Below are 24,359 nucleotides of genomic sequence, written 5' to 3'. Positions count from 1 at the left end.
TAAAGAGCCCAGAAGTGTGCGGTATTTATCCACACAACACCCGAACAACAATAGACGCTCCCCACATTTTGGCCGCTCAGCATACCCGTGATGCTGTGTAGCACGCCGAAAAAGGATATTCATGAAAAAGCTGTGTTTGCTGGGCCTTGTTGCCACTCTGGCCAGTCACTCCGTCGTTGCCGAGACCAAGCCCGCTGCGCTTAAAGACAAGGACGCGTTCGTCAGCGACCTGCTCAAGCAGATGACCCTCGATGAAAAGATCGGCCAATTGCGCCTGATCAGCATCGGCCCGGAAATGCCCCGCGAGATGATCCGCAAGGAAATCGCCGCCGGGCGCATTGGCGGCACGTTCAACTCCATCACCCGCCCGGAAAACCGTCCGATGCAGGACGCGGCCATGCGCAGCCGCTTGAAGATCCCGATGTTCTTCGCCTACGACGTGATCCACGGCCACCGCACCATTTTCCCGATCAGCCTGGCCCTCGCATCGAGCTGGGACATGGACGCCATCGCTCGCTCCGGGCGCATTGCCGCCAAGGAAGCGGCGGCGGACAGCCTCGACATCACTTTCGCCCCCATGGTCGATATCTCCCGCGACGCGCGCTGGGGCCGCACCTCCGAAGGCTTCGGCGAAGACACCTACCTGGTGTCGCGCATCAGCGAAGTGATGGTCAAGGCCTTCCAGGGCCCCAGCCCGGCCCAGGCCGACAGCCTCATGGCCAGCGTCAAGCACTTCGCCCTGTACGGCGCGGTGGAAGGCGGGCGCGACTACAACGTGGTCGACATGAGCCCGGTCAAGATGTATCAGGACTACCTGCCGCCCTACCATGCAGCGATCAAGGCCGGCGCCGGCGGGGTGATGGTGGCGTTGAACTCGATCAACGGCGTGCCCGCCACCGCCAACACCTGGCTGATGAATGACCTGCTGCGCAAGGAATGGGGCTTCAAGGGCCTGACCGTGAGTGACCATGGCGCGATCTTCGAGCTGATCAAGCACGGCGTGGCCAAGGACGGTCGCGAAGCGGCCAAGCTGGCGATCAAGGCCGGCATCGACATGAGCATGAACGACCAGCTCTACGGCAAGGAATTGCCAGGGCTGCTCAAGTCCGGCGAGATCGAGCAAAAAGACATCGACAATGCCGTGCGTGAAGTGCTCGGTGCCAAGTACGACATGGGCCTGTTTGCCGACCCGTACCTGCGTATCGGCAAGGCCGAGGATGACCCGGTCGACACCTATGCCGAAAGCCGCCTGCACCGCAGCGAAGCCCGCGACATCGCGCGGCGCAGCCTGGTGTTGCTGAAGAACCAGAACGACACCCTGCCCCTGAAGAAATCCGCGACCATCGCCCTGGTCGGCCCGCTGGCCAAGGCCCCCATCGACATGATGGGCAGTTGGGCCGCCGCCGGTAAACCAGAGCAATCGGTGACCCTGCTGGACGGCATGAATGCGGTGATCGGCGAAAAGGGCAAGGTGATCTACGCGCGCGGTGCCAACATCACCAGCGACAAGGCGGTGGTGGACTACCTGAACTTCCTCAACTTCGATGCCCCGGAAGTGGTGGATGACCCGCGTCCAGCCCAGGTCCTGATCGACGAGGCGGTCAAGGCCGCGAAAAACGCCGATGTGGTGGTGGCCGCCGTGGGCGAGTCCCGTGGCATGTCCCATGAATCATCGAGCCGTACCGACCTGAACATCCCGCAAAGCCAGCGCGACCTGATCAAGGCCCTCAAGGCTACGGGCAAGCCATTGGTGCTGGTGCTGATGAATGGCCGGCCACTGTCGATCCTCGAAGAGAGCCAGCAAGCCGATGCGATCCTCGAAACCTGGTTCGCCGGCACCGAAGGCGGCAACGCGATTGCCGATGTGTTGTTCGGTGACTACAACCCTTCGGGCAAGCTGCCAATCACCTTCCCACGCTCCGTGGGGCAGATTCCGACCTACTACAACCACCTGACCATTGGCCGGCCGTTCACGCCAGGCAAACCCGGCAACTACACCTCGCAGTACTTCGACGACACCACCGGCCCCCTGTATCCGTTCGGTTATGGCCTGAGCTACACCCGCTTCAGCCTGTCGGACATGGCACTGTCGTCCACTACCCTGAACAAGACCGGCAAGCTCGACGCCAGCGTCACCCTGAAAAACACCGGCAAGCTCGACGGCGAGACCGTGGTGCAGCTATACATCCAGGACGTGGCCGGCTCGATGATCCGCCCGATCAAGGAGCTGAAGAACTTCCAGAAGATCCAGCTCAAGGCTGGTGAATCGAAGGTGGTGCACTTCAGCATTACCGAGGATGACTTGAAGTTCTACAACACCCAGCTCAAGTTCGCGGCCGAACCCGGCCAGTTCAATGTGCAGATCGGCCTGGACTCCCAGGATGTGCAGCAACAGAGCTTCGAACTGCTCTGATTCAAGGCTGTATGTAGGCGCTGGCTTGCCGGCGATGCAGACACCTCGGTCTATCCGTTGCACCAAGGTGCCTGCATCGCAGACAAGCCAGCGCTGTTCAGGTAGAACAGGTTATCGCTTGTCTGTATTACGTGAGATAAGCCTGCTTGAACGCTGAGTAGGTCATGTTTTCAAGACTGACGTTATCTTTGACTCGAGCAGCCTTTTCAATGACGTTCTCCCACTTGGAGTCGGCTGTAATGAGGTCGGCAGGAATCTCTTTGAGCAGGAGTTCCGGAGCCTCTTCTCTCAGTTTTTCCTTGATCAAATCATGAGCTTCGTCATAACTGATGTCCTGTTTTTGCGCGAAGTCCCTCGTCAAGTCATCGAATCGGTTGCGGGCAGAATCGTTCAACCACATGCCCGGAGGGTTGTAGATCTGCACCTGTCCCAGCGCTGTAGTCAAACGCTGTTGTCTTTCTTGAGTCGGAGAACTGGCCAGGTCGTTGAACAACCTGTTGGCCTCATCAGCACTTTCCGTATCACGGCGCACTCGGCCATACGTTGCCTGATGGGTAGGGAGTGAGGATAAATTGATGGGTGACGTCATTATTGATTACTCATTGGTCTTAATGAGTGCCGGCTCATCAGCACTCGTCGGTAGGAACTAAAATTGAGCATTTTTCTGTGGTGTGATGAGCACCGACAGTTCCACCATCGAGTTCCTTGAAATCGAGCGCTTACTAACCGCGCCGATCCAACAGGTTGACCACCAACCGATCAATCCAGCCCCACACCCGCTGCTTCACCCGCCGCCACAACGGCCGGGCCTTCCATGCCTCCAGGCTGACCGCCTGGCTCTGGGCAAAATCGCGCTCGAAACTGCCCGCCACCGCCTGGGTCAACGCCGGGTCCAGCGCTTCCAGGTTGGCCTCCAGGTTGAAGCGCAGGTTCCAGTGATCGAAATTGCACGAGCCGACGCTGACCCACTCGTCCACCAGCACCATCTTCAGGTGCAGGAAACACGGCTGGTACTCAAAGATCTTCACCCCCGACTTGAGCAAGCGCGGGTAATAGCGGTGCCCGGCGTAACGCACCGAAGGGTGGTCGGTGCGCGGCCCGGTCAGCAGCAGGCGCACGTCCACACCGCGCCCGGCTGCCCGGCGCAGGGCCCGGCGCACGCCCCAAGTGGGCAAGAAGTACGGCGTGGCCAGCCAGATACGGCGCTGGCCGCTGTTCAAGGCGCGGATCAGCGACTGCAAAATGTCACGATGCTGGCCGGCGTCGGCATACGCCACCCGCCCCAGGCCTGGGCCAGTTGCCGGCAGTTTGGGCAGGCGCGGCAAACCAAAGTGTGTGGCTGGCTTCCAGGCACGGCGGTGGTCGTTGACCTGCCACTGGCGATCGAACAGGGCTTGCCAATCAAGCACCAGCGGACCGCTGATTTGCACCATGACTTCGTGCCACTCACAGGTGTCCTGCCCTGGGGTCCAGAACTCATCGGTGACCCCGGTACCGCCCACCACGGCGATGGTCTGGTCGACCAACAGCAGTTTGCGGTGGTCGCGGTAGAGGTTGCGCATCCAGCGGCGCCAGCGCAGGCGATTGTAGAAGCGCAACTGCACTCCGGCGTCGAGCAAACGGCGCCGCAGGCTGAGGGTAAACGCCAGGCTGCCGTAGTCATCGAACAGGCAACGCACCTGCACCCCACGCTCGGCCGCCTGCACCAGGGCCTTGACCATCTCCTCGGCACAGGCGCCCGCCTCCACCAGATACAGCTCAAGCTCTACCTGACGTTCCGCACGGGCGATCGCCACAAGCATCTGCGGAAAGAAATTAGGGCCGTCGATCAACAATTCGAAGCGGTTGGCGCTGCGCCAGGGGAACACCGCGCCACTCATATCAGCGCGCCGTGAAAATCAGCACCGCACCCACCGGCACCGACAGGCTGATCGCGTCAAGGCCAGCAGCCTTGCGCAAGGTCTCTACACCGGGGAGCAAGTCAAAATCCCTGGCATGCAGCACCAGCGGCTCCAGGGTCACCACCTGGAAGCGCCGGTCGTCCAGGCGCGTTGCCAGCAGTTCGGCGTTGTAGGTCTGGGTCTTGCCGTGCAGGGTGACCGACAGCGGCAGGCGCAATTCCAGTTGCGCGCCGGTAGCCAGGTCGCTGATGGGTTGCAGGTTGATTTGCGCGTTGATCAGCGCATCAGGGTGGCTCTTGATCTGGAACAGGTCGTTGCGCATGCGCTCATCGCGCAGCGGGATGCCACTGTTGATCGACTCCAGCTCAACCTCCAACTGCGCCGCACCGCTCTCTTCGACCTTGCCGTGCAGCACCAAAAAGCGCTGGACTTCGGAAATATCGGTGTTTTTGGTGGTGACGAACGACAACCGTGAGGATTCGTTATCCAGGTACCAGGCGGCCTGCGCGGGCATGGCGGCGGCCACTAGCAGGAAGGCCAGGGGCTTGAAGACGGATGTGTTGAACATTAAACACTCACGCGAAGAAAAACCTGCTCGAACCTTAACTGGCCGGCCAGCCGCGCGCAATGTAACGGCCCCGGCAATTTAAATATGGGAGCGGGCAAGCCCGCTCCCACACAAGCCCGATCCGGCGTCAGGCCAAAGCGTGCTGCACACCTTGCACGGTCGCCTCCAGGCTGGCCAGGTGCAGGCTCAACACCCGCTCCACCGGCGCCTGGTGCATCGGCCAATGCAACGCCATGCTTCCCACCAGGCGTCCATTGGCCCGCACCGGCAACGCCACCGCGCGGATCAGGAACGGCAAGCGCACCGGGTATTCCCAATACCCTTCGGTACGCTGGCCAAACCCTTGATGCTGGGATTGTTCGCAGGCGCGGTACTGATCGTCGGCCGGCACATGCTCGCGACTGGCCAGGCGCTGTACTTCATCGGCCGCCAGTTCAGCCAGGCACGCCTTGCCCATGGCCGAGTGGAACAGGCTGGCATGCTGGCCGACGATCTGGCAGTTGTTCGGGTACAGCTTGCGCAACACCGTGGGGATCGCGCTTTCCATGACTTCCAGGCGCTCGCCGTCGAAATTCGACAAATCGGCCACCAGCCCGGTGCGCTCGCTGAGTTCCAGCAGCCAGGGCGCTGCACATTCCACCAGGCGCCGCTTGAAGCGTTGCTGGGTGTCGCCAAACAAGCGCCGGGCACTGAGGCGATAACGCCGGTCGCTCAGGCCGCGATAGATCCAGCCCTGTTCCTGCAACGTCAACAGCATCCGCGACACCGTGGCCTTGGGCAGGCGCGTCAGATAATGCAGTTCCTCAAGCCCCAGGGCCTGGTGCTCACCCAGCAATTCGATGATGGCCAGTGCCCGCTCCACTGAGCGCACAGTCCCTGTGTCGGCGTTGCTGCCCATGGCGTGATCTCCCGGTTGCTGATGGATGATCGAATTTCACAGCAAGATACAGGCCGCCGCTCGCTCAGGTGTTCGCTCTCAGGCATTGCGCAGGGTAGCGCTGCACCCAATGCGTCAGTTGTTCATGGGCATAGGCCAGTTGCAGCACGGCGCGATCAGCCTGGGCCGGGCCGATGATTTGCAGGCCCATGGGCAAGCCTTGCGGGTTGAAGCCCACCGGTACACTCATGCTCGGCAGGCCAGCCAATGTCGGGCCGATGACCACCTCCATCCAGCGGTGGTAGGTATCCATGGCCTGCCCTCCAACAACCCGCGGCCAAGGCTGTTGTGCATCGAAAGGGAACACTTGGGCGCTGGGCAATAGCAGAAAATCGTAACGCTCGAACAACCTGGCCAGGGCGCGGTACCAATCGCTACGTGCCAACGAGGCCTGATACACATCCGCAGCGCTCAAGCCCAGGCCGCCCTCCACTTCCCACTGCGCTTCAGGCTTGAGCAGCGCCCGCTTTTGCGGGTCGGCATACGCCGCGCCCAGCGAGCCCTGCACCAGCCAATGGCGATGGACCAACCAGCATTGCCACAAGCGCTCCATGGGAAAGTCCGGCTGGCAGCTTTGTACTTCGCAGCCCAACGCGCTGAAATCACCGAGGGCTGATTCACACAAGGCCAGCACGCCGTTGTCCATCGGCAGATAGCCGTTGTAGTCCCCCAGCCAGCCCAGGCGCGCGCCCTTGAAGTCACGGGCCAACGGTGCACCGAATACGCTGGGATCGTCCTTGAGTGACAACGGCACCCGCGGGTCATAACCGGCCTGGATGCTCAACAACTGCGCCACGTCCGCCACGCTGCGGCCCATCGGCCCTTCAGTGGCCAGTTGCTGGACAAACACCTCCGGCGCCGGCCCATGGGGCACCCGCCCCTGGGACGGGCGCAGGCCGAATACATTGTTGAACGCCGCCGGGTTGCGCAGCGAGCCCATCATGTCGCTGCCATCGGCCACCGGCAGCATGCGCAGTGCCAGGGCCACTGCCGCCCCGCCGCTGCTGCCGCCCGCGACCAAGGCCGGGTCATAGGCATTGCCTGTGGTACCGAACACGCTGTTGTAGGTCTGCGAACCGAGGCCAAATTCCGGCACGTTGCTCTTGCCGATGATAATTGCGCCGCTGGCCCGCACCCGCGCCACGGCGATAGCGTCTTCAGCGGGAACCTGTTCGGCGAACAGGGGCGAGCCCAGGGTGGTGCGCAGGCCCTTGGTTGCCGCCAGATCCTTGATCGCCTGGGGCATGCCGTGCATCCAGCCACGGGAGCGGCCCTGATCCAGCTCCCGGTCACAGGCCCGGGCCTCGGCCAGGACGTGCTCTTCGTCGCGCAACGACACCAGGGCATTGACCGAGGGGTTGAAACGCGCGATCTGCGCCAGATAAGCCTGCATCACGTCGTGACACGACACCTGCCGGGCATGGATCGCCTGGGACAACGCAATTGCATCGAGCTCAACAATCTTCAAGGCTTCACTCCCTTGGTAAAACGCGCCGGCGCTGCAGCCCTCGGCGCTTCATGCATGCAGTAAGTGCCCAGCAGCGTCAGGACGCAAGCAAACAGCACATAAAACGCCGGGGCCACCGGCGTCTCCAACACCTTGCTCAGCCACGTCACAATCAGCGGCGCAAAACCGCCGAACAGCATCACCGCCACGTTGTAGGCCACCGACACCCCGGTGGAACGCACTTCGATGGGAAACTGTTCGGCCAGGGCCGTCGGCGCCGGGCCGAAGAAGCCGCCGATGGCGATGCACAGCATCACTTGCATCACCAGCAAGCGCTCGATGGACGGCGCCGCCGCGACCCACACATACAGTGGGTAAACCATCACAAAAAACGCCAGGGTGAAGGCCATCAGGACTGGTCGCCGCCCCAATCGGTCGGAGAGCAGGCCAGACAAGGGAATGACGACGGTCATCAGCGCCACGGCGAACATCTGCACCATCAATACCTGGTCCAGGGGCAGGCCGAGGTTTTTGTGGGCGAAGGTCGGCATATTCACCAGCACTACGTAGAACGATACCGTCGCGCCGCAGGCCAGGCCCATGCTGACCAAGATGCTGCGCCGATGCTCACGCAACACCGTCATCAGGCTTGGCGCCGGGCCGGTGGCCTGTTTGCGGGCTTCGATAAATTCCTCGGGGTCTTCCATGTGCCGGCGAATCCACAGGCCCACCGGGCCAATCAGCAAGCCGAACACAAACGGCAGGCGCCAACCCCATAGGTCGAGGGTCTGCGGGGAAAAGAAGTGGGTGACCAGCGCCACCATTGCCGCGCCGCCAAACACCGCCAGGCATTGCCCGACCAGTTGCCAGGAGCCGTACAGGCCTTTGCGATGGGCCGGTGCGCTTTCCACCAGGAATGCCGTGGCGCTGGCATATTCACCGCCGGTGGCAAAGCCCTGGAGCATCCGCGCCACCACGATCAACAGCGGCGCGCCCATGCCGATGGCGGCGTAGTTGGGGGCAAACACGATGAGCGCGATAGACACGGTCATCAAACGGATAATCAGCTGCATGGCGGCCTTGCGGCCTTTGCGGTCGGCGTACATCCCCAGCAGGATGCCGCCCACCGGGCGCATGAAGAAGCCGACGCCGAAGGTGGCCAGGGCCATCAGCAGCGACGCATATTCATCGTCCGAGGGGAAAAACTGCCGGGCGATGATGCTGGCCAGAAAGCCGTAGACGATGAAGTCGTACCACTCCAGCGCGTTGCCGACCACCGCCGCCACCACTTGCCGGGTGCGGGACACGCCTTTTATTGAAGTCTGCATGGGAACACTCCATTCAACCTGTTGAGGAAAGGTCCAGCGGCAGAAAATTTGTAGGAGCAAACTTGCTCGCAAAGATCGTTAACGATGACGTAGCGCTTTCAGATAGCCCGCGTCGCCTTGGGGGCGCGCGCGAGCAAGCTCGCGCCTACAGCCAGCTCTCAGCCAGGGCGCACCAGTAGGCGGCACCAGTCAGCAGAATCTCGTCGTTGAAGTCATAGGCGGGGTTGTGGACCATCGGCCCCGACACGCCGTTGCCGATAAACAGATAGCTGCCGGGGCAGCGTTGGAGCATCCAGGCAAAGTCTTCGCTGCCCATCAACGTGGGCGTATGGGCGTCGACCGCCGTCTCACCGAGCAAGGCAATGCCGACCTGGCGGGCGAACTCGGTTTCGGCGCCATGGTTGACCAGCACCGGGTAGGCCGGGCGGTGTTCGATCTGCGCGCTACAGCCAAAGCTGGCCGCCTGGGTCTGGATGATCGCCTTGACCCGTTCCAGCATCTGCTCGCGCACCGGCGCATTGAGGGCACGCAGGCTCAGGCGCAACACGGCTTGCTGGGGAATCACATTGGCGGCCTGCCCCGCTTGCAGGGCGCCGACCGTGACCACCGCCGCTTCCTGGGCATTGATGTTGCGCGCCACCACCGTCTGCAAGGCCATCACCGTACTGGCGGCCGCCACCAGCGGGTCCACGGTCAGATGCGGCATGGAACCGTGGCCACCGACCCCTTCGAGGGTCACGGTGAGCAGGTCCTGGGAAGCCATCATCGGCCCAGTCCGCAAGCCCAGGTGGCCGGCGGGCAAGCCGGGCATATTGTGCATGCCGAACAGAGCGTCGCAGGGAAAGCGCTCCAGCAAGCCATCGGCGAGCATCGCTTCGGCGCCGCCCTGACCTTCTTCGGCGGGCTGGAAGATCAGGTTGAGGGTGCCGTCGAACTGACGCGTCGCCGCCAGGTAGCGCGCGGCGCCCAGCAGCATCGCGGTGTGACCGTCGTGGCCGCAGGCATGCATGCAGCCGGCGTGCTGGCTGCTGTAGGCGACGCCGGTGTTTTCGATGATCGGCAAGGCATCCATATCGGCCCGGATCCCCAGGGTGCGCGTGCTGCTGCCATTGCGCAGCACGCCGACCACGCCGGTGTGGCCGATGCCGGTATGCACTTCATAACCCCAGCTTTCAAGGGATCGGGCCACCAGGGCCGAGGTGCGGCTTTCTTCAAACCCCAGTTCGGGGTGGGCGTGGATATCCTGACGCACGGCATGCAGGTCGCTGGCGACATCGCTCAGCCAATCCAGGATGTGCTGGTGTGGGTTCATCGTGGCGCTCCTCGCAGGCGGGTATTCCCGTTCTTTTTTGTGGCACCGCCACAGATAACCGCGAAGGACGTGCGAGGACAATCAAAGGTGGTTCCACCCTGTGGAACCTTAGGGCGGTACGGCCAGAAGACTGACACGCAGAGATCACGTCGGAAATCTCTAGGGAAACTCTGAAAAAGACTTCCAAATCTGGTGAGATACGGCTGTCCCACGAACTGAACGGTTGAGCCCCGATGAAGCAAATGTCTTTCGCTGATGCCGAGTACGCAGGCAAACGTAAGCAGACCCGCCGTGAGCGTTTCCTGATTGAGATGGATCAGGTCGTGCCCTGGAAAGGCCTGATTGCGTTGATCGAGCCGCATTATCCGAAGGGTGAAGGCGGTCGTCCGGCGTATCCGTTGATGGCCATGCTGCGGGTTCATCTGATGCAAAACTGGTTCGGCTACAGCGATCCGGCGATGGAAGAGTCCCTCTACGAAACCACGATTCTGCGCCAGTTTGCCGGGCTGCATTTGGATCGGATTCCGGATGAAACCACGATCCTCAACTTCCGCCGGCTGTTGGAAAAACATGAGCTGGCCGGTGGGATTTTGCAGGTCATCAACGGCTATTTGGGCGACCGAGGTTTGCTGCTGCGTCAGGGAACTGTGGTCGATGCGACGATCATTCATGCGCCCAGTTCGACCAAGAACAAGGACGGTAAACGCGACCCCGAAATGCACCAGACAAAGAAAGGAAATCAGTACTATTTCGGGATGAAATCGCACATCGGTGTCGATGTTGAATCCGGTCTGGTACATAGCGTGGTGGGCACGGCGGCGAATGTGGCGGACGTGACTCAGGTCGATCAGTTGCTGCATGGCGAGGAAACTTACGTCTCTGGCGATGCCGGTTACACCGGCGTGGAGAAGCGTGCGGAGCATCAACATCGCCAGATGATCTGGTCGATCGCAGCGCGCCCCAGCAGCTATAAGAAGCATGCAAAAAAGAGCCTGATCGGTCGCATGCGCCGCAAAATCGAATACGCGAAAGCTCAAGTCCGGGCCAAGGTTGAGCATCCATTCAGGGTGATCAAGCGCCAGTTTGGTTATACGAAAGTCCGCTTCCGAGGCTTGGTGAAAAACACCGCGCAGCAGACCACACTGTTTGCCTTATCGAACCTGTGGATGATGCGAAAACGACTGTTGAATGCAGGCGAGGTGCGCCTGTGATGTGGACAATGAGCCCTGAAAAGGTGCTATTCCGCAAAAAACAGTGAACTGACAGGAGGAAAGGTCTGATTTTCGATTAAGTCGGTGTTTTTTGAACCTCAGACAGCGAGGCCGTTAAAAACGGCTGCTTACTTCAGACCTTCCCTAGAGCCCGTCAATCAGATTCACCCTAAGTAACTTTCGGAAATATCCGACTGTACGATTAGCAACCCCAACTTCAGGGTACTGAAACGCAAGACAACTTACTGACTACTCAGCTAGTTGCCTAACCAAACAAGCAAATTTTGGTAGTGGCGAATGAGGCTTTTCGAACTTGGCTGTTTCCTCCTCCCCACTCAAGGCAACTTAACTCTGAACTCTGAAAAGCGGGATAACGAATGAACAAAGGCTACTTTATCGGTTTAGGCGACAAGACAACGTGTGGCGGCGAAGTGCTGGAGGGTGACAAGAGAATAAACCTGTATGGCCTCCTGCATGCTTGCGAAGGCGATCGGGTTACTTGCGGAAAAGACGGGAATACTTATCGGATTGTCGGTGGCATCTCGCACATGAACAGCCACGGCCGACTTATGGCGGGCACGCTAGACAGCCACAGCAATTGCCCGTGTAAAGCCCGATTGATTCCTTCGGTATTGACGGCGACCTACAAAGGCGCTTCAGCGCATGCTGCCAAATCCACCCCAGCGACCACCGCCAACCGCTCTGCAGCGCCCCATCAAGCTGCATATGCGCCATCGCACAATGCTGCTGTAAGCGAACTCAATGGCCTGGCGAGCCAAGAGCCGGGCTTCTATATCGTCCCTGAAAGCATGAGTCGCCAAGCATTGGAAAGCACGTTGTTCCCTACACCTGATCCCGCCGTGATGAGCAAATTCAACGCGCTCAATCCTTATCGAGGTGAGGTTAAAGCCGGGTCAATGATCGTGCTTAGCGATCCGAGCAACACTTCTTGTACCTACCAAGAAGCACAACTGATACAGGTAGCTCAGCAGGTAGCATTGCTCTTGGACCCCATGACTCCGGTCGAGGCCGACTTTCTGTTTCGGCACCGCTCTGAAATTGCCAGTTTTATTGGTCACACCTCAACTTGGGGAGGTGTCAGTGCGGTAGTGATGGAAGCCCACTTGACCAGTCTGAGCCACACACTCCAAGCCATCGAGCACTTGCATCAGGAAAGTTATCGCCAGTACGGCCACCTTAAATCACCGCAATTTTTCACTGATCGCAAGCACCTGATGGCTCAGTTGGATGCCCATCTACTGAACTCCACCCGTTTGCGTGGCCAGACAAGCCTGGGCGATCACCCCAAGTTGAAAACCGCGCTCGGCATTTCCAGCAAAAGCCTGGTACATCACTGGAACAGGGCCGGCACGCCGGGACAGATTCCGGGGTATGCCAACCATGTGGAAGTGACCAGTCGTGCTGCCAAGTACATGAAGACCGGTGGTTACATCGCAATTGGCCTTGGTGGTGTGTCTTCCTTACTGGCTATTGAGCAGGTGTGCGGAGGGAGTTCCAGGGTGGCTTGTGAGAAGGTCAAGCTTACTGAAGGAGGGAAATTTGGCTTGTCCACCCTCGGAGGTGCCGCGGGTGGGGAAATAGGTAAATTGGCCGCTGCACCGATCTGCCTAGCGCTTGGCGCCTCTACAGGTATCGGTGGTGTTGCCTGTGTCGCGGCGCTGGTCGGAACTGGCGCATGGGTGGGCACGACGTACGGGGGCCTGGCTGGAGAATACATGGGGGCGAAAGTGTATGAGGCTATACAACCATGAGCATTATCGACACTTGGTCCCCCTGGATTGCGATCATTATTACTGGTGGCTGGGGCCTGCTTGCCGCAGCAGGGCTTACATTCAGTCTTTACCTGAGTCGCCGTCATCTGGACGCTATCAAGGAAGCCTTGAAGAACAGCCGTTATATTTATCTATGGGGCCCAAGACTGGGAAAGCGAGGGCTGATTTGGTCCATCTTTGAGATCGTAAAAATCACCCAGATGATCTTGCTTCCGAAGGCATCACTCATCATTGGTGAACTGGACCCCATCGATCTTGAAAACTTCCCGCCTCACCTTAAACGGCTATTGAAGATTAAATTAGTGATGCTTCTGGGTTGTGTTGCCTGGCTTGTGGTCGCATCTGCGTTTCTGGGACTTAAATAACTTGATGGACGATCACCCACGTTGAAAGTAGTGCTCGGCATATTTAGGGAAGGTCTGAAGTAAGCAGCCGTTTTTAACGGCCTCGCTGTCTGAGGTTCAAAAAACACCGACTTAATCGAAAATCAGACCTTTCCTCCTGTCAGTTCACTGTTTTTTGCGGAATAGCACCTTTTCAGGGCTCATTGTCCACATCACAGGCGCACCTCGCCTGCATTCAACAGTCGTTTTCGCATCATCCACAGGTTCGATAAGGCAAACAGTGTGGTCTGCTGCGCGGTGTTTTTCACCAAGCCTCGGAAGCGGACTTTCGTATAACCAAACTGGCGCTTGATCACCCTGAATGGATGCTCAACCTTGGCCCGGACTTGAGCTTTCGCGTATTCGATTTTGCGGCGCATGCGACCGATCAGGCTCTTTTTTGCATGCTTCTTATAGCTGCTGGGGCGCGCTGCGATCGACCAGATCATCTGGCGATGTTGATGCTCCGCACGCTTCTCCACGCCGGTGTAACCGGCATCGCCAGAGACGTAAGTTTCCTCGCCATGCAGCAACTGATCGACCTGAGTCACGTCCGCCACATTCGCCGCCGTGCCCACCACGCTATGTACCAGACCGGATTCAACATCGACACCGATGTGCGATTTCATCCCGAAATAGTACTGATTTCCTTTCTTTGTCTGGTGCATTTCGGGGTCGCGTTTACCGTCCTTGTTCTTGGTCGAACTGGGCGCATGAATGATCGTCGCATCGACCACAGTTCCCTGACGCAGCAGCAAACCTCGGTCGCCCAAATAGCCGTTGATGACCTGCAAAATCCCACCGGCCAGCTCATGTTTTTCCAACAGCCGGCGGAAGTTGAGGATCGTGGTTTCATCCGGAATCCGATCCAAATGCAGCCCGGCAAACTGGCGCAGAATCGTGGTTTCGTAGAGGGACTCTTCCATCGCCGGATCGCTGTAGCCGAACCAGTTTTGCATCAGATGAACCCGCAGCATGGCCATCAACGGATACGCCGGACGACCGCCTTCACCCTTCGGATAATGCGGCTCGATCAACGCAATCAGGCCTTTCCAGGGCACGACCTGATCCATCTCAATCAGGAAACGCTCACGGCGGGTCTGCTTACGTTTGCCTGCGTACTCGGCATCAGCGAAAGACATTTGCTTCATCGGGGCTCAACCGTTCAGTTCGTGGGACAGCCGTATCTCACCAGATTTGGAAGTCTTTTTCAGAGTTTCCTTAGAGACGACACTTGGTGCATGCTCTCTCCCGCTCGCCACCGCATCTCAAGGCAGCAATCGACACCCCTGGCGCTCGCCCAACCATTGGGCGCTGTGGCTGCGACCCAGGCCGCTGGCGGTGACCAGGCGGGTGTCCGGGTGATCGGCAAACGCGCTGGTGGGGATGTATTGCTTCACGTAGCCCAGGCAATAGTCAGCCGGGTTACCCGCCACATACCGACAGGAGCAATACTCCTTGGCGGTGTAGGCGGCGATGATGTCGGGGAAGGCTTGCAGGTTGACGCGTTCGTGCCAGATCCACCCCAGCAACGCGAGCAACAGCAGGAGAAACAGGCTGATAAACGGACGGCGACGGATCATGGCTGCACCGCCGCGAGCACGCGCTTGAGCAGTTCGTTGTGGCGATAGCTACCGTCGCGGTCGTCGCCGTAGCGCACGATCACCAGCTTCTCTTCGGGCATGACATACAACGCCTGGCCCCAGTGCCCCAGGGCGGCGAATGTCTCGGCGGGCGCATCCGGCCAGGGTCGTGGTGCGCCCTGTACTTCGCGGTTGAGCCACCAATGGCCGCCCGGGACGGCAATGTCCTGGCCGGCCTGGTATTGCGCAGCAGGTTGCCGGTTGAACGCGACCCAATCCCTGGGCAACAGCTGCCGCTCGCCCCAGCGCCCGTCCCGCGCCATCAACAAGCCTATCCGCGCCAGATCGCGGGCGGTCATATAGGCATAGGACGAAGCGACAAAGGTTTCATTGGCATCACTTTCCCAGGTGACGCTGCGAATCCCCAAAGGCCTGAACAGTGCGGTCCACGGGTAATCGACATAGGCCTTGTGGCCGAGCATGCCCTTGAGGGCGGCGGACAATAGATTACTGTCGCCGCTGGAGTAGCGAAATGCCTGGCCCGGGACGGCGAAGGGGGTGGTATCGGCGGCAAACTCCGCCATATCGGCGCGGCCACGGGTGTAGAGCATCGCCACCACCGAGGATTTCAGCGGCGCGTATTCGTAGTCTTCCTGCCAGTCCAGGCCCGAGGTCCAGTTCAGCAGGTGCGCCAGGGTGATGCTCGGGTGCTGTTTCATCGGCGGATAAAAGCGCGCGGCCGGGTCGCTCAGCTTGAAGCGGTTTTCGCCGTAGGCAACGCCCAATACCGTGGCCATCAGGCTTTTGCTGATGGACCAGGTCAGGTGCGGCGTAGTGGCGGTAGTGGGCGCGGCGTAACGCTCATAAATGACTTCGCCGTCGCGGATCACCAGCAGCGCGTCGGTACGGATACCTTCGCGGGTGATGTCATTGCGGGCCGCAAAAGCATAGTCCTCCAGCGCCTTGACGGCGGGGCCGGCCAATTGCGCGCCCTGGGGCCAATCCTTCGCCGGCCAGGCCTGGGCATGTGCGGTAGCAGTGAACAGCAACAAGGCGACGCACAGCAGGCCTTTGACCATGGACAAGCACTCGGGGGCATTCAAGCCCGCGAGCCTAATGCAGATAAATGACGGTTTGGCGACAAACCTACCTTGCCTCCTGTAGGTGCCGGCTTGCCGGCGATGGCACCCGCAAGATCAGCGCAGCACTCAATGGCCTCATCGCCCGCAAGCCGGCTCCTACAAGGGTTGCAAGGCTTTTTCCAGGCGCTTGGCCCGGGCGCTGGCAGCGAGGTCCAATACAGCTTGGTCGCGCTGCCACATCGCAGCCCATGGTCCCATCCCCATCGCTTGATTGACCTGCGGCTTCAGCGCCTCGAACTGAGCAAACAATCCACCCAACAGCACATGCCCCGCCGCTGAGGCACTGGGTTGGCGAGCAACCTCGGCGCAGCCGGCCAACAGCGCCAGTAACTGCAGGCGCAGCGGCTGGAGCCAGCCACACTCCTGACCGATGCCATGCAGCCAGGCGGTCATCGCGCTGAGTACATAGGTGTCCTCCAGGGTGCGAAAGGGTTTGACGTAATCGTCCCAGCCATCCCCCGGCAGGCGCTCGCAGGCAGCGTGGTCGAGGTAGACGCGACCGTGGCTGATGTCGGGCATCAAGGGAATCGCGGGCAAGGGCTCCACGCGTACACCGGGCTCACCGGCCAACACCACTGCCAGGCTCAGGCGCGGTTTTTCGTCGGCAGCCTCGCAGCGGGCGGCGATCAACAGCCAGTCGGCCGCATCGCCGGCGGTGACGAAGTCCTTGCGTCCGCTCAAGCGCAGGTCGTCCAGACGCGTTTGCATGTCCAGCGGGCGCAGGCTGCGCTGTTCGGTCGCACACAAGGCGCCCAGGCTGTGGGGTGCGCTGGGCCATAACGCGCGCAAAGCAGCTTGATACCCCACCAGAAACGCCAGGCCGGGTGTGGCCATCAGACGCGCGCCCTGGGTCGCCAGCTCAAAGGGCGTCACCTGCCCCAGGCGCTGCAATAAAACGCTGTAGCCCTCGGCCAGGTTGGCGTGGATGGGCAATCGGTCAGGTCGATCGAGCAAAGCGTGCCAGGGCATGGAAGGCTCCTTGGGGGCTGTCATCTAAGCGTCACCGTAGATTCATGGAGATGACACCGGGGGTACATAGCCTGACTTTGCACAACAAAGTCGACTGGCCGCAACCCTGGCCGGCACCTGGAGACTCGCCATGACTCAGATCGCCCGCATCAGTGACACCGGCAATGAACGCCGTCTGCAAGCCGAACGCCTGATCGGTGCCCAGGCTTTGCAGGAAGCTCAGGCCCTGCGTTTCACCGTATTCAGCGGCGAGTTCAATGCCAAGCTCAAAGGCGCAGAGCTGGGCCTGGACATGGATGACTACGATGTTCACTGCAGCCACATTGGCGTACGGGACTTGAATACCGGGCGACTGGTTGCCACCACCCGGCTGCTGGATCACCAGGCAGCCAGCACCCTGGGCCGGTTTTACAGCGAAGAAGAGTTCAGCCTCCACGGCCTGTTGCATTTGCAGGGGCCGATCCTGGAAATCGGCCGTACCTGTGTCGACCCGGCCTACCGCAACGGCGGCACTATCGCGGTGTTGTGGGGCGAGTTGGCCGAAGTCCTCAACCAGGGCGGCTACAGCTACCTGATGGGCTGCGCGAGCATCCCGATGCACGACGGCGGCATCCAGGCCCATGCGATCATGCAGCGCCTGCGCGAACGCTACCTGTGCAACGAACACCTGCGGGCCGAGCCGAAAAAACCACTGCCGAGCCTGGACCTGCCGTCCAACGTCATCGCCGAAATGCCACCGCTACTCAAGGCCTACATGCGCCTGGGCGCGAAGATCTGCGGTGAGCCGTGCTGGGACGAGGACTTCCAGGTGGCCGATGTGTTCATCCTGCTCAAGCGCGACGAGTTGTGCCCGCGCTATGCCCGCCACTTCAAGGCGGCCATGTGATGGGCCGCCTGCGGGTCTACGGGCGGATCGCCCGCGTGCTGCTGGTGGTGGCCCTGGGCTTGAGCATGGCCGGTGTGTTTGGCCTGTTCGAGCGCCTGGGGATCGCCAACTCCATGGTGCGGCGCCAACGCTGGTCGCGCTTTTTCATGGCACGCCTGAGCAATGCCCTGCCCTTTCGCGTGAGCGTGCACGGCGAGCTGCCGCAACAGCCCATGCTGTGGGTCAGCAACCATGTGTCATGGACTGACATCCCGCTGCTGGGCATGGTGGCGCCGCTGTCGTTCCTGTCCAAGGCCGAAGTGCGCACCTGGCCGGTGGCCGGCTGGCTGGCGGCCAAGGCCGGCAGCCTGTTTATCCGCCGTGGCTCGGGGGACAGCCAATTGATCCGCAAGCAGATGACCCGCCATCTGCAGCAAAAACACCCGCTGCTGATGTTCCCCGAAGGCACCACCACCGATGGCCGCAGCCTGCGCACCTTCCATGGCCGGCTGCTGGCCAGTGCGATTGATGCCGACGTGGCGCTGCAACCGGTGGCCATCCGTTATCTGCGCGATGGGCAGATTGATCCACTCGCACCGTTCATTGGTGACGATGACCTGCTCTCGCACCTGATGCGTCTGTTTGGCAATGATCAGGGCGACGTTGAGATTCATTTGCTCAAGCCGATTGCCTGCGCCGGGCAGGAGCGCGCAGCGCTGGCGTATCAGGCGCAGCAGGCGGTGCACAAGGCGTTGTTCGGGCCGGTGCCGCAAAGCGAGCAGATGCCGGTTCGTCCCGCGTACGCCGCCTGAAGCACACACGCAAAAAACGTAGGAGCCGGCTTGCCGGCGAGAGCGGTGTATCTGTCGCCACCGCTATCGCCGGCAAGCCGGCTCCTACATTAGATCGGTGTCGATAGCTGACTGTGTGCAAACCCCTGCAACTGGGGATAGAACGCCCGAAAATCCTCGCTCAACGGCTCATACAGCACCCGCAATTCCTGCATCGCCTGCCCCAGTTCCCGGGGTTGGCTCAAGCGCCGGGAAATCCCCCGCAGCACTTGCTCCATGACCGCGAACTCTCGGTAGGAGCCCAGCCAGTCATCAGCCGCCATATGCGGTGCAATCTGCGCCAGGCGCCCCGGCAGCTGCGGTTCGGCCGCCAGCACCCGGTACACCTGGGAGGTAAAGCGCTCCAGCGGCTGGTCGGCATACAGCGCCCAATCCCGCGCCAGGCAGTGGTCAAAAAACACGTCGAGGACGATCCCCGCATAGCGGCGCCGGGTCAGGGTAAACCGTGACAACGCCTGCCCTACCAACGGGTGACTGTCGGTGAAGCGGTCGATGGCGCGATGCAACTGGATCGCCGCCTCGATTTGCGGGCTGTACTGGCCTTGCAGGCGGCCTTTGACGAAATCGCCATAGAGACTGCCCAGCAGTTGTGCAGGAAGTTGGCCGCCGAGGTGCAGATGTGCGAGATAATTCATGGCGCGCAGTTTAGCACTGCCACCAACGCATCGTTATAACCCGATATACCGATTTATCTGGTAACAAGATCAAAATCTTATTGGTATATCGGGATGTAGCGATTTAAAGTTCGCCTCATCGCGATATAACGTTTTACTCACACCGAGCCCTGCCATGTCCATTGACCTCGACGAAATAATAAAAGCCCTGGCACACCCAGTACGGCGAGACATTCTCAACTGGCTGAAAGACCCGAAAGTGCAATTCCCCGAACAAGTGCACAACCACGAATACGGTATCTGCGCCGGCCAGATCGATCAACGCTGCGGCCTGTCGCAGTCCACCGTCTCGGCACACCTGGCCACCCTGCAACGGGCAGGCTTGATCAGCAGCCAGAAAGCCGGGCAGTGGCACTTTTTCCGACGCAATGAAGACGTGATCCAGGCGTTTATCCAAGCCATCACCGAAGAACTCAGCCTCCCGCAGTAAAGGACCCCACAATGCCTCTCTCGCTACTCATACTGGCCTTAAGCGCCTTCGCCATCGGCACCACCGAATTCGTCATCATGGGCCTGCTGCCCGATGTGGCGGCCGACCTCGGTGTATCGATTCCCGGCGCCGGCTGGCTGGTGACCGGCTACGCCCTGGGCGTGGCCATTGGTGCACCCTTCATGGCACTGGCCACCGCCAAGCTGCCGCGCAAGGCTGCCCTGGTAGCGCTGATGGGCATTTTCATCATCGGCAACCTGCTCTGCGCCCTGGCCAGTGACTACAACGTGCTGATGTTTGCCCGAGTAGTCACCGCCCTGTGCCACGGTGCGTTCTTTGGGATCGGCTCGGTGGTGGCGGCCAACCTGGTGCCGGCCAACAAGCGTGCGTCGGCGGTGGCCCTGATGTTTACCGGCCTGACCCTGGCCAACGTGCTCGGTGTGCCCCTGGGCACCGCGCTGGGCCAGGAAGCCGGCTGGCGCTCGACCTTCTGGGCCGTGACGGTCATTGGCGTGATTGCGCTGATTGGCCTGATCCGCTTCCTGCCGGCCAAGCGTGATGAAGAGAAACTCGACATGCGCGCCGAACTGGCGGCCCTCAAGGGTGCTGGGATCTGGCTGTCGCTGAGCATGACCGCGCTGTTTGCCGCGTCGATGTTCACCCTCTTCACCTACGTCGCACCGCTGCTCGGTGATGTCACCGGTATCTCGCCCAAAGGCGTGACCTGGACCCTGCTGTTGATCGGCCTGGGCCTGACCGTCGGCAACATCATCGGCGGCAAGCTGGCGGACAAGCGCCTGGCGGCCACCCTGATCGGTGTGTTTGTCAGCATGGCCGTGGTGTCCACCGCACTGACCTGGACCAGCGTCGCCATCATCCCTACCGAAATCACCCTGTTCCTCTGGGCCACCGCGTCGTTTGCCGCCGTGCCGGCGCTGCAGATCAACGTGGTGACCTTCGGCAAGGCCGCGCCCAACCTGGTCTCGACCCTGAATATCGGCGCTTTCAACATTGGCAACGCCTTGGGCGCCTGGGTCGGCGGCAGTGTGATTGCCCACGGCTTCGGCCTGACCAGCGTACCGCTGGCGGCTGCGGCCCTGGCAATCCTGGCGCTGCTGGTCACGCTGATCACGTTCCGCCAGAGCGGCAATGCCGACCTGGCTCCTGCTACCCACTAATCACTTAGAACAGACGAGTGCTTGCGATGACGACTATTTTCGATCCGATCAAACTGGGTGATGTGCAGCTGTCGAACCGCATCATCATGGCGCCGCTGACCCGCTGCCGTGCCGATGCCGGCCGCGTGCCCAATGCGCTGATGGCTGAATACTACGTACAGCGGGCCTCCGCCGGGCTGATCCTCAGCGAGGCCACCTCGGTGACCCCCATGGGCGTGGGCTACCCGGACACGCCGGGCATCTGGTCCAACGACCAGGTGCGTGGCTGGACCAACATCACCAAGGCCGTACACGGCGCCGGGGGCAAGATTTTCCTGCAACTGTGGCATGTCGGGCGGATCTCCCACGAGATGTACCTGAACGGCGAGGCCCCGGTAGCACCGAGCGCCGTCCAGCCGGCAGGTCATGTCAGCCTGGTGCGCCCGCTGGCCGATTACCCGACGCCACGCGCCCTGGAAACCGCGGAAATCGCCGATATCGTCGACGCCTACCGCGTGGGCGCCGAGAATGCCAAGGCTGCGGGCTTTGACGGCGTGGAAGTGCATGGCGCCAACGGCTACCTGCTCGACCAGTTCCTGCAAAGCAGCACCAACCAGCGCACTGACGAATACGGCGGATCCGTGGAAAACCGCGCACGACTGTTGCTGGAAGTGACCGACGCGGTGATCGAAGTCTGGGGTGCTGGCCGCGTGGGGATGCACTTGTCACCAAGGGCCGACCTCCATGACATGGGCGATGACAACCTGGCAGAGACGTTTACCTACGTCGCCCGTGAACTGGGCAAGCGTGGCATCGCCTTTATCTGTGCCCGCGAGAAAGAGGCCAGTGACAGTCTGGGCCCGCAATTGCGAGCAGCGTTCGGTGGGCCGTACATCGCCAACGAGCGCTTTACCAAGGACAGCGCCAACGCCTGGCTGGCTTCGGGCAAGGCGGATGCCGTGGCCTTTGGTGTGCCGTTCATCGCCAACCCGGATCTGCCGGCGCGCCTCAAGGCCGATGCGCCGCTGAATGACGCGAACCCGCAGACGTTCTATGGCCAAGGCCCGGTCGGCTATATCGACTACCCGACCCTGGCACTCTGAGACACTGAAACACAAAAGCCCCGGATCGCGAGAACCGGGGCTTTTTTATGCATGCTGCCCTGTAGGAGCCGGCTCCTACAGAAACATCCCTTCACAGCAATGCAACAATATCGCTACAAAATACTTAGCCGGCTACCTTTCAACCCAGCGATGGCGCGTATATAAAGTCACCCCACAAATAAGCCGGAAGGACGATTGATGATCCTTGGGCTTTACTGTTGACACAGGCGGGCTCAATTACGCATTTTGTATCAATTGCGTAGGCTGGGGCTCAAACGGAGCATGTCCAGCCCTATATCAACCAAGCGCTCGGCCTCCTGATACAGCTCAAAGCTGTCAGGCACCAATAGCCACTGGCCAATAAGCCCGTTGATGTAGGCATGAATGCACACCGCCCCGCGAGCGGTGTCGAAGTTTTCCGGGAGTTGCCCGCGGTGAACTGCATTGCGCAGCGACAGGCCAATGCGTAGGTTGCACTCAAGGCTGTGAGTCTGGCGCTGACGGCGCATGTCGCACATTTCATCGGTAAATTCGCACTTATGAAACAGGATCTCATTAATGCGCCGGGTTTTCGGGTCCAGGGCCACCTGATGAAAAAGATGGATCAGCAGCTTGCGCATGCAGCCCAGCGGATCTACCTCATCCTCGCTTTCACTGGCCCTGGCCAATTCGTCCAGGGGTTCGTGCAGCGTGTCGAGCAGTGCCTGCAACAGGTCCGACTTGTTGCTGAAATGCCAGTAGATCGCGCCCCGCGTCACCCCTGCCCGTGCGGCGATATCGGCCAGCGTTGTGCGCGCAACGCCGCGTTCATAAAAGGCTTGCTCGGCGGCCTCAAGTATTTGGCTGCGCGTTTCCTGAGCTTCCTCTTTGGTACGACGAACCATGGCAGTAACACCTCAATCAGGACACGATTAGTGGCTTATAGCCACCTTCTGAATAATTATGGGACGACACCTTCATGGGCGCCGAACGTAATAGAATCGAGGCTTTCAGCGCCGCCTTGTAAGGAATCCGCGAAGCCTGTCAAGAGTTTACAAACAACCATGAACGTAAGTATATTGCCTAGCAAGCTACTTATCTACTCAATGCCTGTTTTTTACCCTTCCACACTTCTTGTGCGTAACAAGCGCGCCTGACCCGAGGATCTTCATGCAACTTAAGCCAGCTGTTACCGCTCTGGTCACTGCCGTCGCCCTGGCATCGCTGCTCAGCGGATGTAAAAAGGAAGAAGCGGCGCCGCCCGCTCAAACCCCTCAGGTCGGCGTGGTCACCCTTCAACCTCAAGCCTATACCCTGACCTCCGAATTGCCGGGCCGCACCACTGCGTTCCGCATCGCGGAAGTACGCCCCCAGGTCAATGGCATCATTCTCAAGCGCCTGTTCAAGGAAGGCGGCGACGTCAAGGAAGGCCAACAGCTCTATCAGATCGATCCGTCGGTCTATGAGGCCACCCTGAAAAGCGCCCAGGCCAACCTGCAACAGACCAAGTCGATTGCCGACCGCTACAAGCAACTGGTCAACGAGCAGGCGGTCAGCCGCCAGGAATACGACACCGCCGTCTCCAACCGCATGACCTCGGAGGCCAACCTGCAGACCGCCCAGATCAACGTGCGCTACACCAAAGTGTTCGCCCCGATCTCCGGGCGTATCGGTCGTTCCTCGGTCACCGAAGGCGCACTGGTCAGCAACGGCCAGACCGACGCCATGGCGGTGATCCAGCAACTGGACCCGATCTACGTCGACGTCACGCAATCCTCCGCCGAGATGCTGAAGCTGCGTCGCGACCTGGAAAGCGGTCAATTGCAGAAAGCCGGCGAAAACGCCGCCATGGTCAAGCTGACCCTGGAAGACGGCAGCGAGTACAACCAGCAAGGCCGCCTGGAATTCTCCGAAGTATCGGTCGACCAGACCACCGGTTCCGTAACCCTGCGTGCCGTGTTCCCCAACCCTGATCACACCCTGCTGCCGGGCATGTTTGTCCATGCGCAATTGCAGGCCGGTGTGAACAGCAAGGCGATCCTCGCGCCACAACAGGGTGTGACCCGCGATATCAAGGGCATTCCGACTGCATTGGTCGTTACCGCCGACAACAAGGTCGAACAGCGCGTGCTGGTGGCCAACCGTACCTCCGGCGCCTACTGGCTGGTGGAAAAGGGCCTGAATGCCGGTGACCGTGTCATCACCGAAGGCTTGCAGTTCATCAAGCCGGGCATCACGGTTGAAGCGAAGGAAGCCACCAACGCCAAGCCCGCCGGTACTGCTCCTGCCGCCACTGCTGGCAAAGGGGAGTAA

At 60.5% G+C, this 24,359-nt stretch carries 23 protein-coding genes; 10 read left to right on the top strand and 13 right to left on the bottom strand.

The features are described 5' to 3' along the window. The first annotated feature begins 121 nt into the window (after nt 1-121). Complete coding sequence (gene bglX, locus HZ99_RS24200) at nt 122-2,413, top strand: beta-glucosidase BglX (protein ID WP_038446584.1); 2,292 nt, start codon at nt 122-124, stop codon at nt 2,411-2,413. 127 nt (nt 2,414-2,540) lie between these two features. On the opposite strand, the gene HZ99_RS24195 is transcribed toward bglX, so the two are convergent. The 7 genes from HZ99_RS24195 to HZ99_RS24165 all read right to left on the bottom strand — a co-directional run bounded on the left by HZ99_RS24195 (nt 2,541) and on the right by HZ99_RS24165 (nt 9,906). Further along, nucleotides 2,541-3,002, bottom strand: coding sequence for a hypothetical protein (locus HZ99_RS24195; protein WP_038446583.1), 462 nt, complete (start codon nt 3,000-3,002; stop codon nt 2,541-2,543). Between the two features lie 133 nt (nt 3,003-3,135). Continuing rightward, complete coding sequence (locus HZ99_RS24190; protein ID WP_038446582.1) at nt 3,136-4,293, bottom strand: phospholipase D-like domain-containing protein; 1,158 nt, start codon at nt 4,291-4,293, stop codon at nt 3,136-3,138. 1 nt (nt 4,294) lies between these two features. Next, nucleotides 4,295-4,882, bottom strand: a complete 588-nt coding sequence (locus HZ99_RS24185; protein ID WP_038446581.1) for a YceI family protein — start codon at nt 4,880-4,882, stop codon at nt 4,295-4,297. Between the two features lie 127 nt (nt 4,883-5,009). Continuing rightward, nucleotides 5,010-5,780: an IclR family transcriptional regulator gene (locus tag HZ99_RS24180; RefSeq protein ID WP_038446580.1), complete on the bottom strand. Its 771-nt coding sequence runs from the start codon at nt 5,778-5,780 to the stop codon at nt 5,010-5,012. A 64-nt stretch (nt 5,781-5,844) separates the two neighbouring features. Beyond that, nucleotides 5,845-7,287: an amidase gene (locus HZ99_RS24175; protein WP_038446579.1), complete on the bottom strand. Its 1,443-nt coding sequence runs from the start codon at nt 7,285-7,287 to the stop codon at nt 5,845-5,847. Beyond that, nucleotides 7,284-8,594: a citrate-proton symporter gene (locus HZ99_RS24170; protein WP_038446577.1), complete on the bottom strand. Its 1,311-nt coding sequence runs from the start codon at nt 8,592-8,594 to the stop codon at nt 7,284-7,286. Before HZ99_RS24170 ends, HZ99_RS24175 begins: the two co-directional genes overlap by 4 nt. Before the next feature lie 145 nt (nt 8,595-8,739). Then, on the bottom strand, nt 8,740-9,906 hold the full coding sequence (locus HZ99_RS24165; RefSeq protein ID WP_038446576.1) for a M20 aminoacylase family protein: 1,167 nt from the start codon (nt 9,904-9,906) through the stop codon (nt 8,740-8,742). Between the two features lie 233 nt (nt 9,907-10,139). Here HZ99_RS24165 and HZ99_RS24160 point away from each other — a divergent pair, with 233 nt between their 5' ends. The 3 genes from HZ99_RS24160 (at nt 10,140) to HZ99_RS24150 (ending at nt 13,275) form a co-directional block, all read left to right on the top strand. Then, nucleotides 10,140-11,117, top strand: a complete 978-nt coding sequence (locus tag HZ99_RS24160) for an IS5 family transposase (RefSeq protein WP_033902000.1) — start codon at nt 10,140-10,142, stop codon at nt 11,115-11,117. Between the two features lie 377 nt (nt 11,118-11,494). Then, nucleotides 11,495-12,889, top strand: a complete 1,395-nt coding sequence (locus HZ99_RS24155) for a PAAR domain-containing protein (RefSeq protein WP_038446574.1) — start codon at nt 11,495-11,497, stop codon at nt 12,887-12,889. Next, the gene (locus tag HZ99_RS24150; protein ID WP_038446573.1) at nt 12,886-13,275 is read left to right on the top strand and encodes a hypothetical protein; all 390 of its coding nucleotides are present in this window, start codon (nt 12,886-12,888) and stop codon (nt 13,273-13,275) included. Before HZ99_RS24155 ends, HZ99_RS24150 begins: the two co-directional genes overlap by 4 nt. A 191-nt stretch (nt 13,276-13,466) precedes the next feature. Here the strand turns inward: HZ99_RS24150 and HZ99_RS24145 are convergent, their stop codons facing one another. The 4 genes from HZ99_RS24145 to HZ99_RS24130 form a co-directional block, all read right to left on the bottom strand. Next, complete coding sequence (locus tag HZ99_RS24145) at nt 13,467-14,444, bottom strand: IS5 family transposase (protein ID WP_033902000.1); 978 nt, start codon at nt 14,442-14,444, stop codon at nt 13,467-13,469. A 117-nt stretch (nt 14,445-14,561) separates the two neighbouring features. Next, complete coding sequence (locus HZ99_RS24140; protein ID WP_038446571.1) at nt 14,562-14,876, bottom strand: hypothetical protein; 315 nt, start codon at nt 14,874-14,876, stop codon at nt 14,562-14,564. Continuing rightward, on the bottom strand, nt 14,873-15,955 hold the full coding sequence (locus tag HZ99_RS24135) for a serine hydrolase domain-containing protein (protein WP_038446570.1): 1,083 nt from the start codon (nt 15,953-15,955) through the stop codon (nt 14,873-14,875). Before HZ99_RS24135 ends, HZ99_RS24140 begins: the two co-directional genes overlap by 4 nt. Before the next feature lie 159 nt (nt 15,956-16,114). Further along, nucleotides 16,115-16,987, bottom strand: a complete 873-nt coding sequence (locus HZ99_RS24130) for an acyl-CoA dehydrogenase family protein (protein WP_038446569.1) — start codon at nt 16,985-16,987, stop codon at nt 16,115-16,117. 130 nt (nt 16,988-17,117) lie between these two features. Between HZ99_RS24130 and olsB the strand changes: the two genes are divergently transcribed. Both olsB and HZ99_RS24120 read left to right on the top strand, forming a co-directional pair. Further along, on the top strand, nt 17,118-17,873 hold the full coding sequence (gene olsB / locus HZ99_RS24125) for an L-ornithine N(alpha)-acyltransferase (RefSeq protein ID WP_029297033.1): 756 nt from the start codon (nt 17,118-17,120) through the stop codon (nt 17,871-17,873). After that, entirely contained in the window at nt 17,873-18,664 is a 792-nt protein-coding gene (locus tag HZ99_RS24120) for a lysophospholipid acyltransferase family protein (RefSeq protein ID WP_038446567.1), read from the top strand. Before olsB ends, HZ99_RS24120 begins: the two co-directional genes overlap by 1 nt. 89 nt (nt 18,665-18,753) lie before the next feature. Here HZ99_RS24120 and HZ99_RS24115 read toward each other — a convergent pair whose 3' ends face one another. Beyond that, nucleotides 18,754-19,338 carry an ACP phosphodiesterase gene (locus tag HZ99_RS24115; protein WP_038446566.1) on the bottom strand — a complete coding sequence of 195 codons (585 nt, stop codon included), beginning with the start codon at nt 19,336-19,338 and terminating at the stop codon, nt 18,754-18,756. Between the two features lie 154 nt (nt 19,339-19,492). On the opposite strand from HZ99_RS24115, the gene HZ99_RS24110 reads away from it, so the two are divergent. From HZ99_RS24110 to HZ99_RS24100, 3 genes are read left to right on the top strand one after another with little or no spacing between them, the layout of a single operon-like run. Then, on the top strand, nt 19,493-19,807 hold the full coding sequence (locus HZ99_RS24110) for an ArsR/SmtB family transcription factor (protein WP_038446564.1): 315 nt from the start codon (nt 19,493-19,495) through the stop codon (nt 19,805-19,807). An 11-nt stretch (nt 19,808-19,818) separates the two neighbouring features. After that, nucleotides 19,819-20,985 carry an MFS transporter gene (locus HZ99_RS24105; protein ID WP_038446563.1) on the top strand — a complete coding sequence of 389 codons (1,167 nt, stop codon included), beginning with the start codon at nt 19,819-19,821 and terminating at the stop codon, nt 20,983-20,985. A gap of 26 nt (nt 20,986-21,011) precedes the next feature. After that, nucleotides 21,012-22,067, top strand: a complete 1,056-nt coding sequence (locus HZ99_RS24100; RefSeq protein ID WP_038446561.1) for an alkene reductase — start codon at nt 21,012-21,014, stop codon at nt 22,065-22,067. A 251-nt stretch (nt 22,068-22,318) separates the two neighbouring features. On the opposite strand, the gene HZ99_RS24095 is transcribed toward HZ99_RS24100, so the two are convergent. Then, nucleotides 22,319-22,951, bottom strand: coding sequence for a TetR family transcriptional regulator (locus tag HZ99_RS24095; protein ID WP_038446559.1), 633 nt, complete (start codon nt 22,949-22,951; stop codon nt 22,319-22,321). Nucleotides 22,952-23,216: 265 nt separating this feature from the next. Here HZ99_RS24095 and HZ99_RS24090 point away from each other — a divergent pair, with 265 nt between their 5' ends. Beyond that, complete coding sequence (locus HZ99_RS24090) at nt 23,217-24,359, top strand: efflux RND transporter periplasmic adaptor subunit (protein WP_038446558.1); 1,143 nt, start codon at nt 23,217-23,219, stop codon at nt 24,357-24,359.

It is taken from the genome of Pseudomonas fluorescens, assembly GCF_000730425.1.
Classification (GTDB): Bacteria; Pseudomonadota; Gammaproteobacteria; order Pseudomonadales; family Pseudomonadaceae; genus Aquipseudomonas; species Aquipseudomonas fluorescens_X.
The sequence above is the reverse complement of the archived record's forward strand: the minus strand, read 5'-3'. Positions and strand labels throughout refer to the sequence as shown.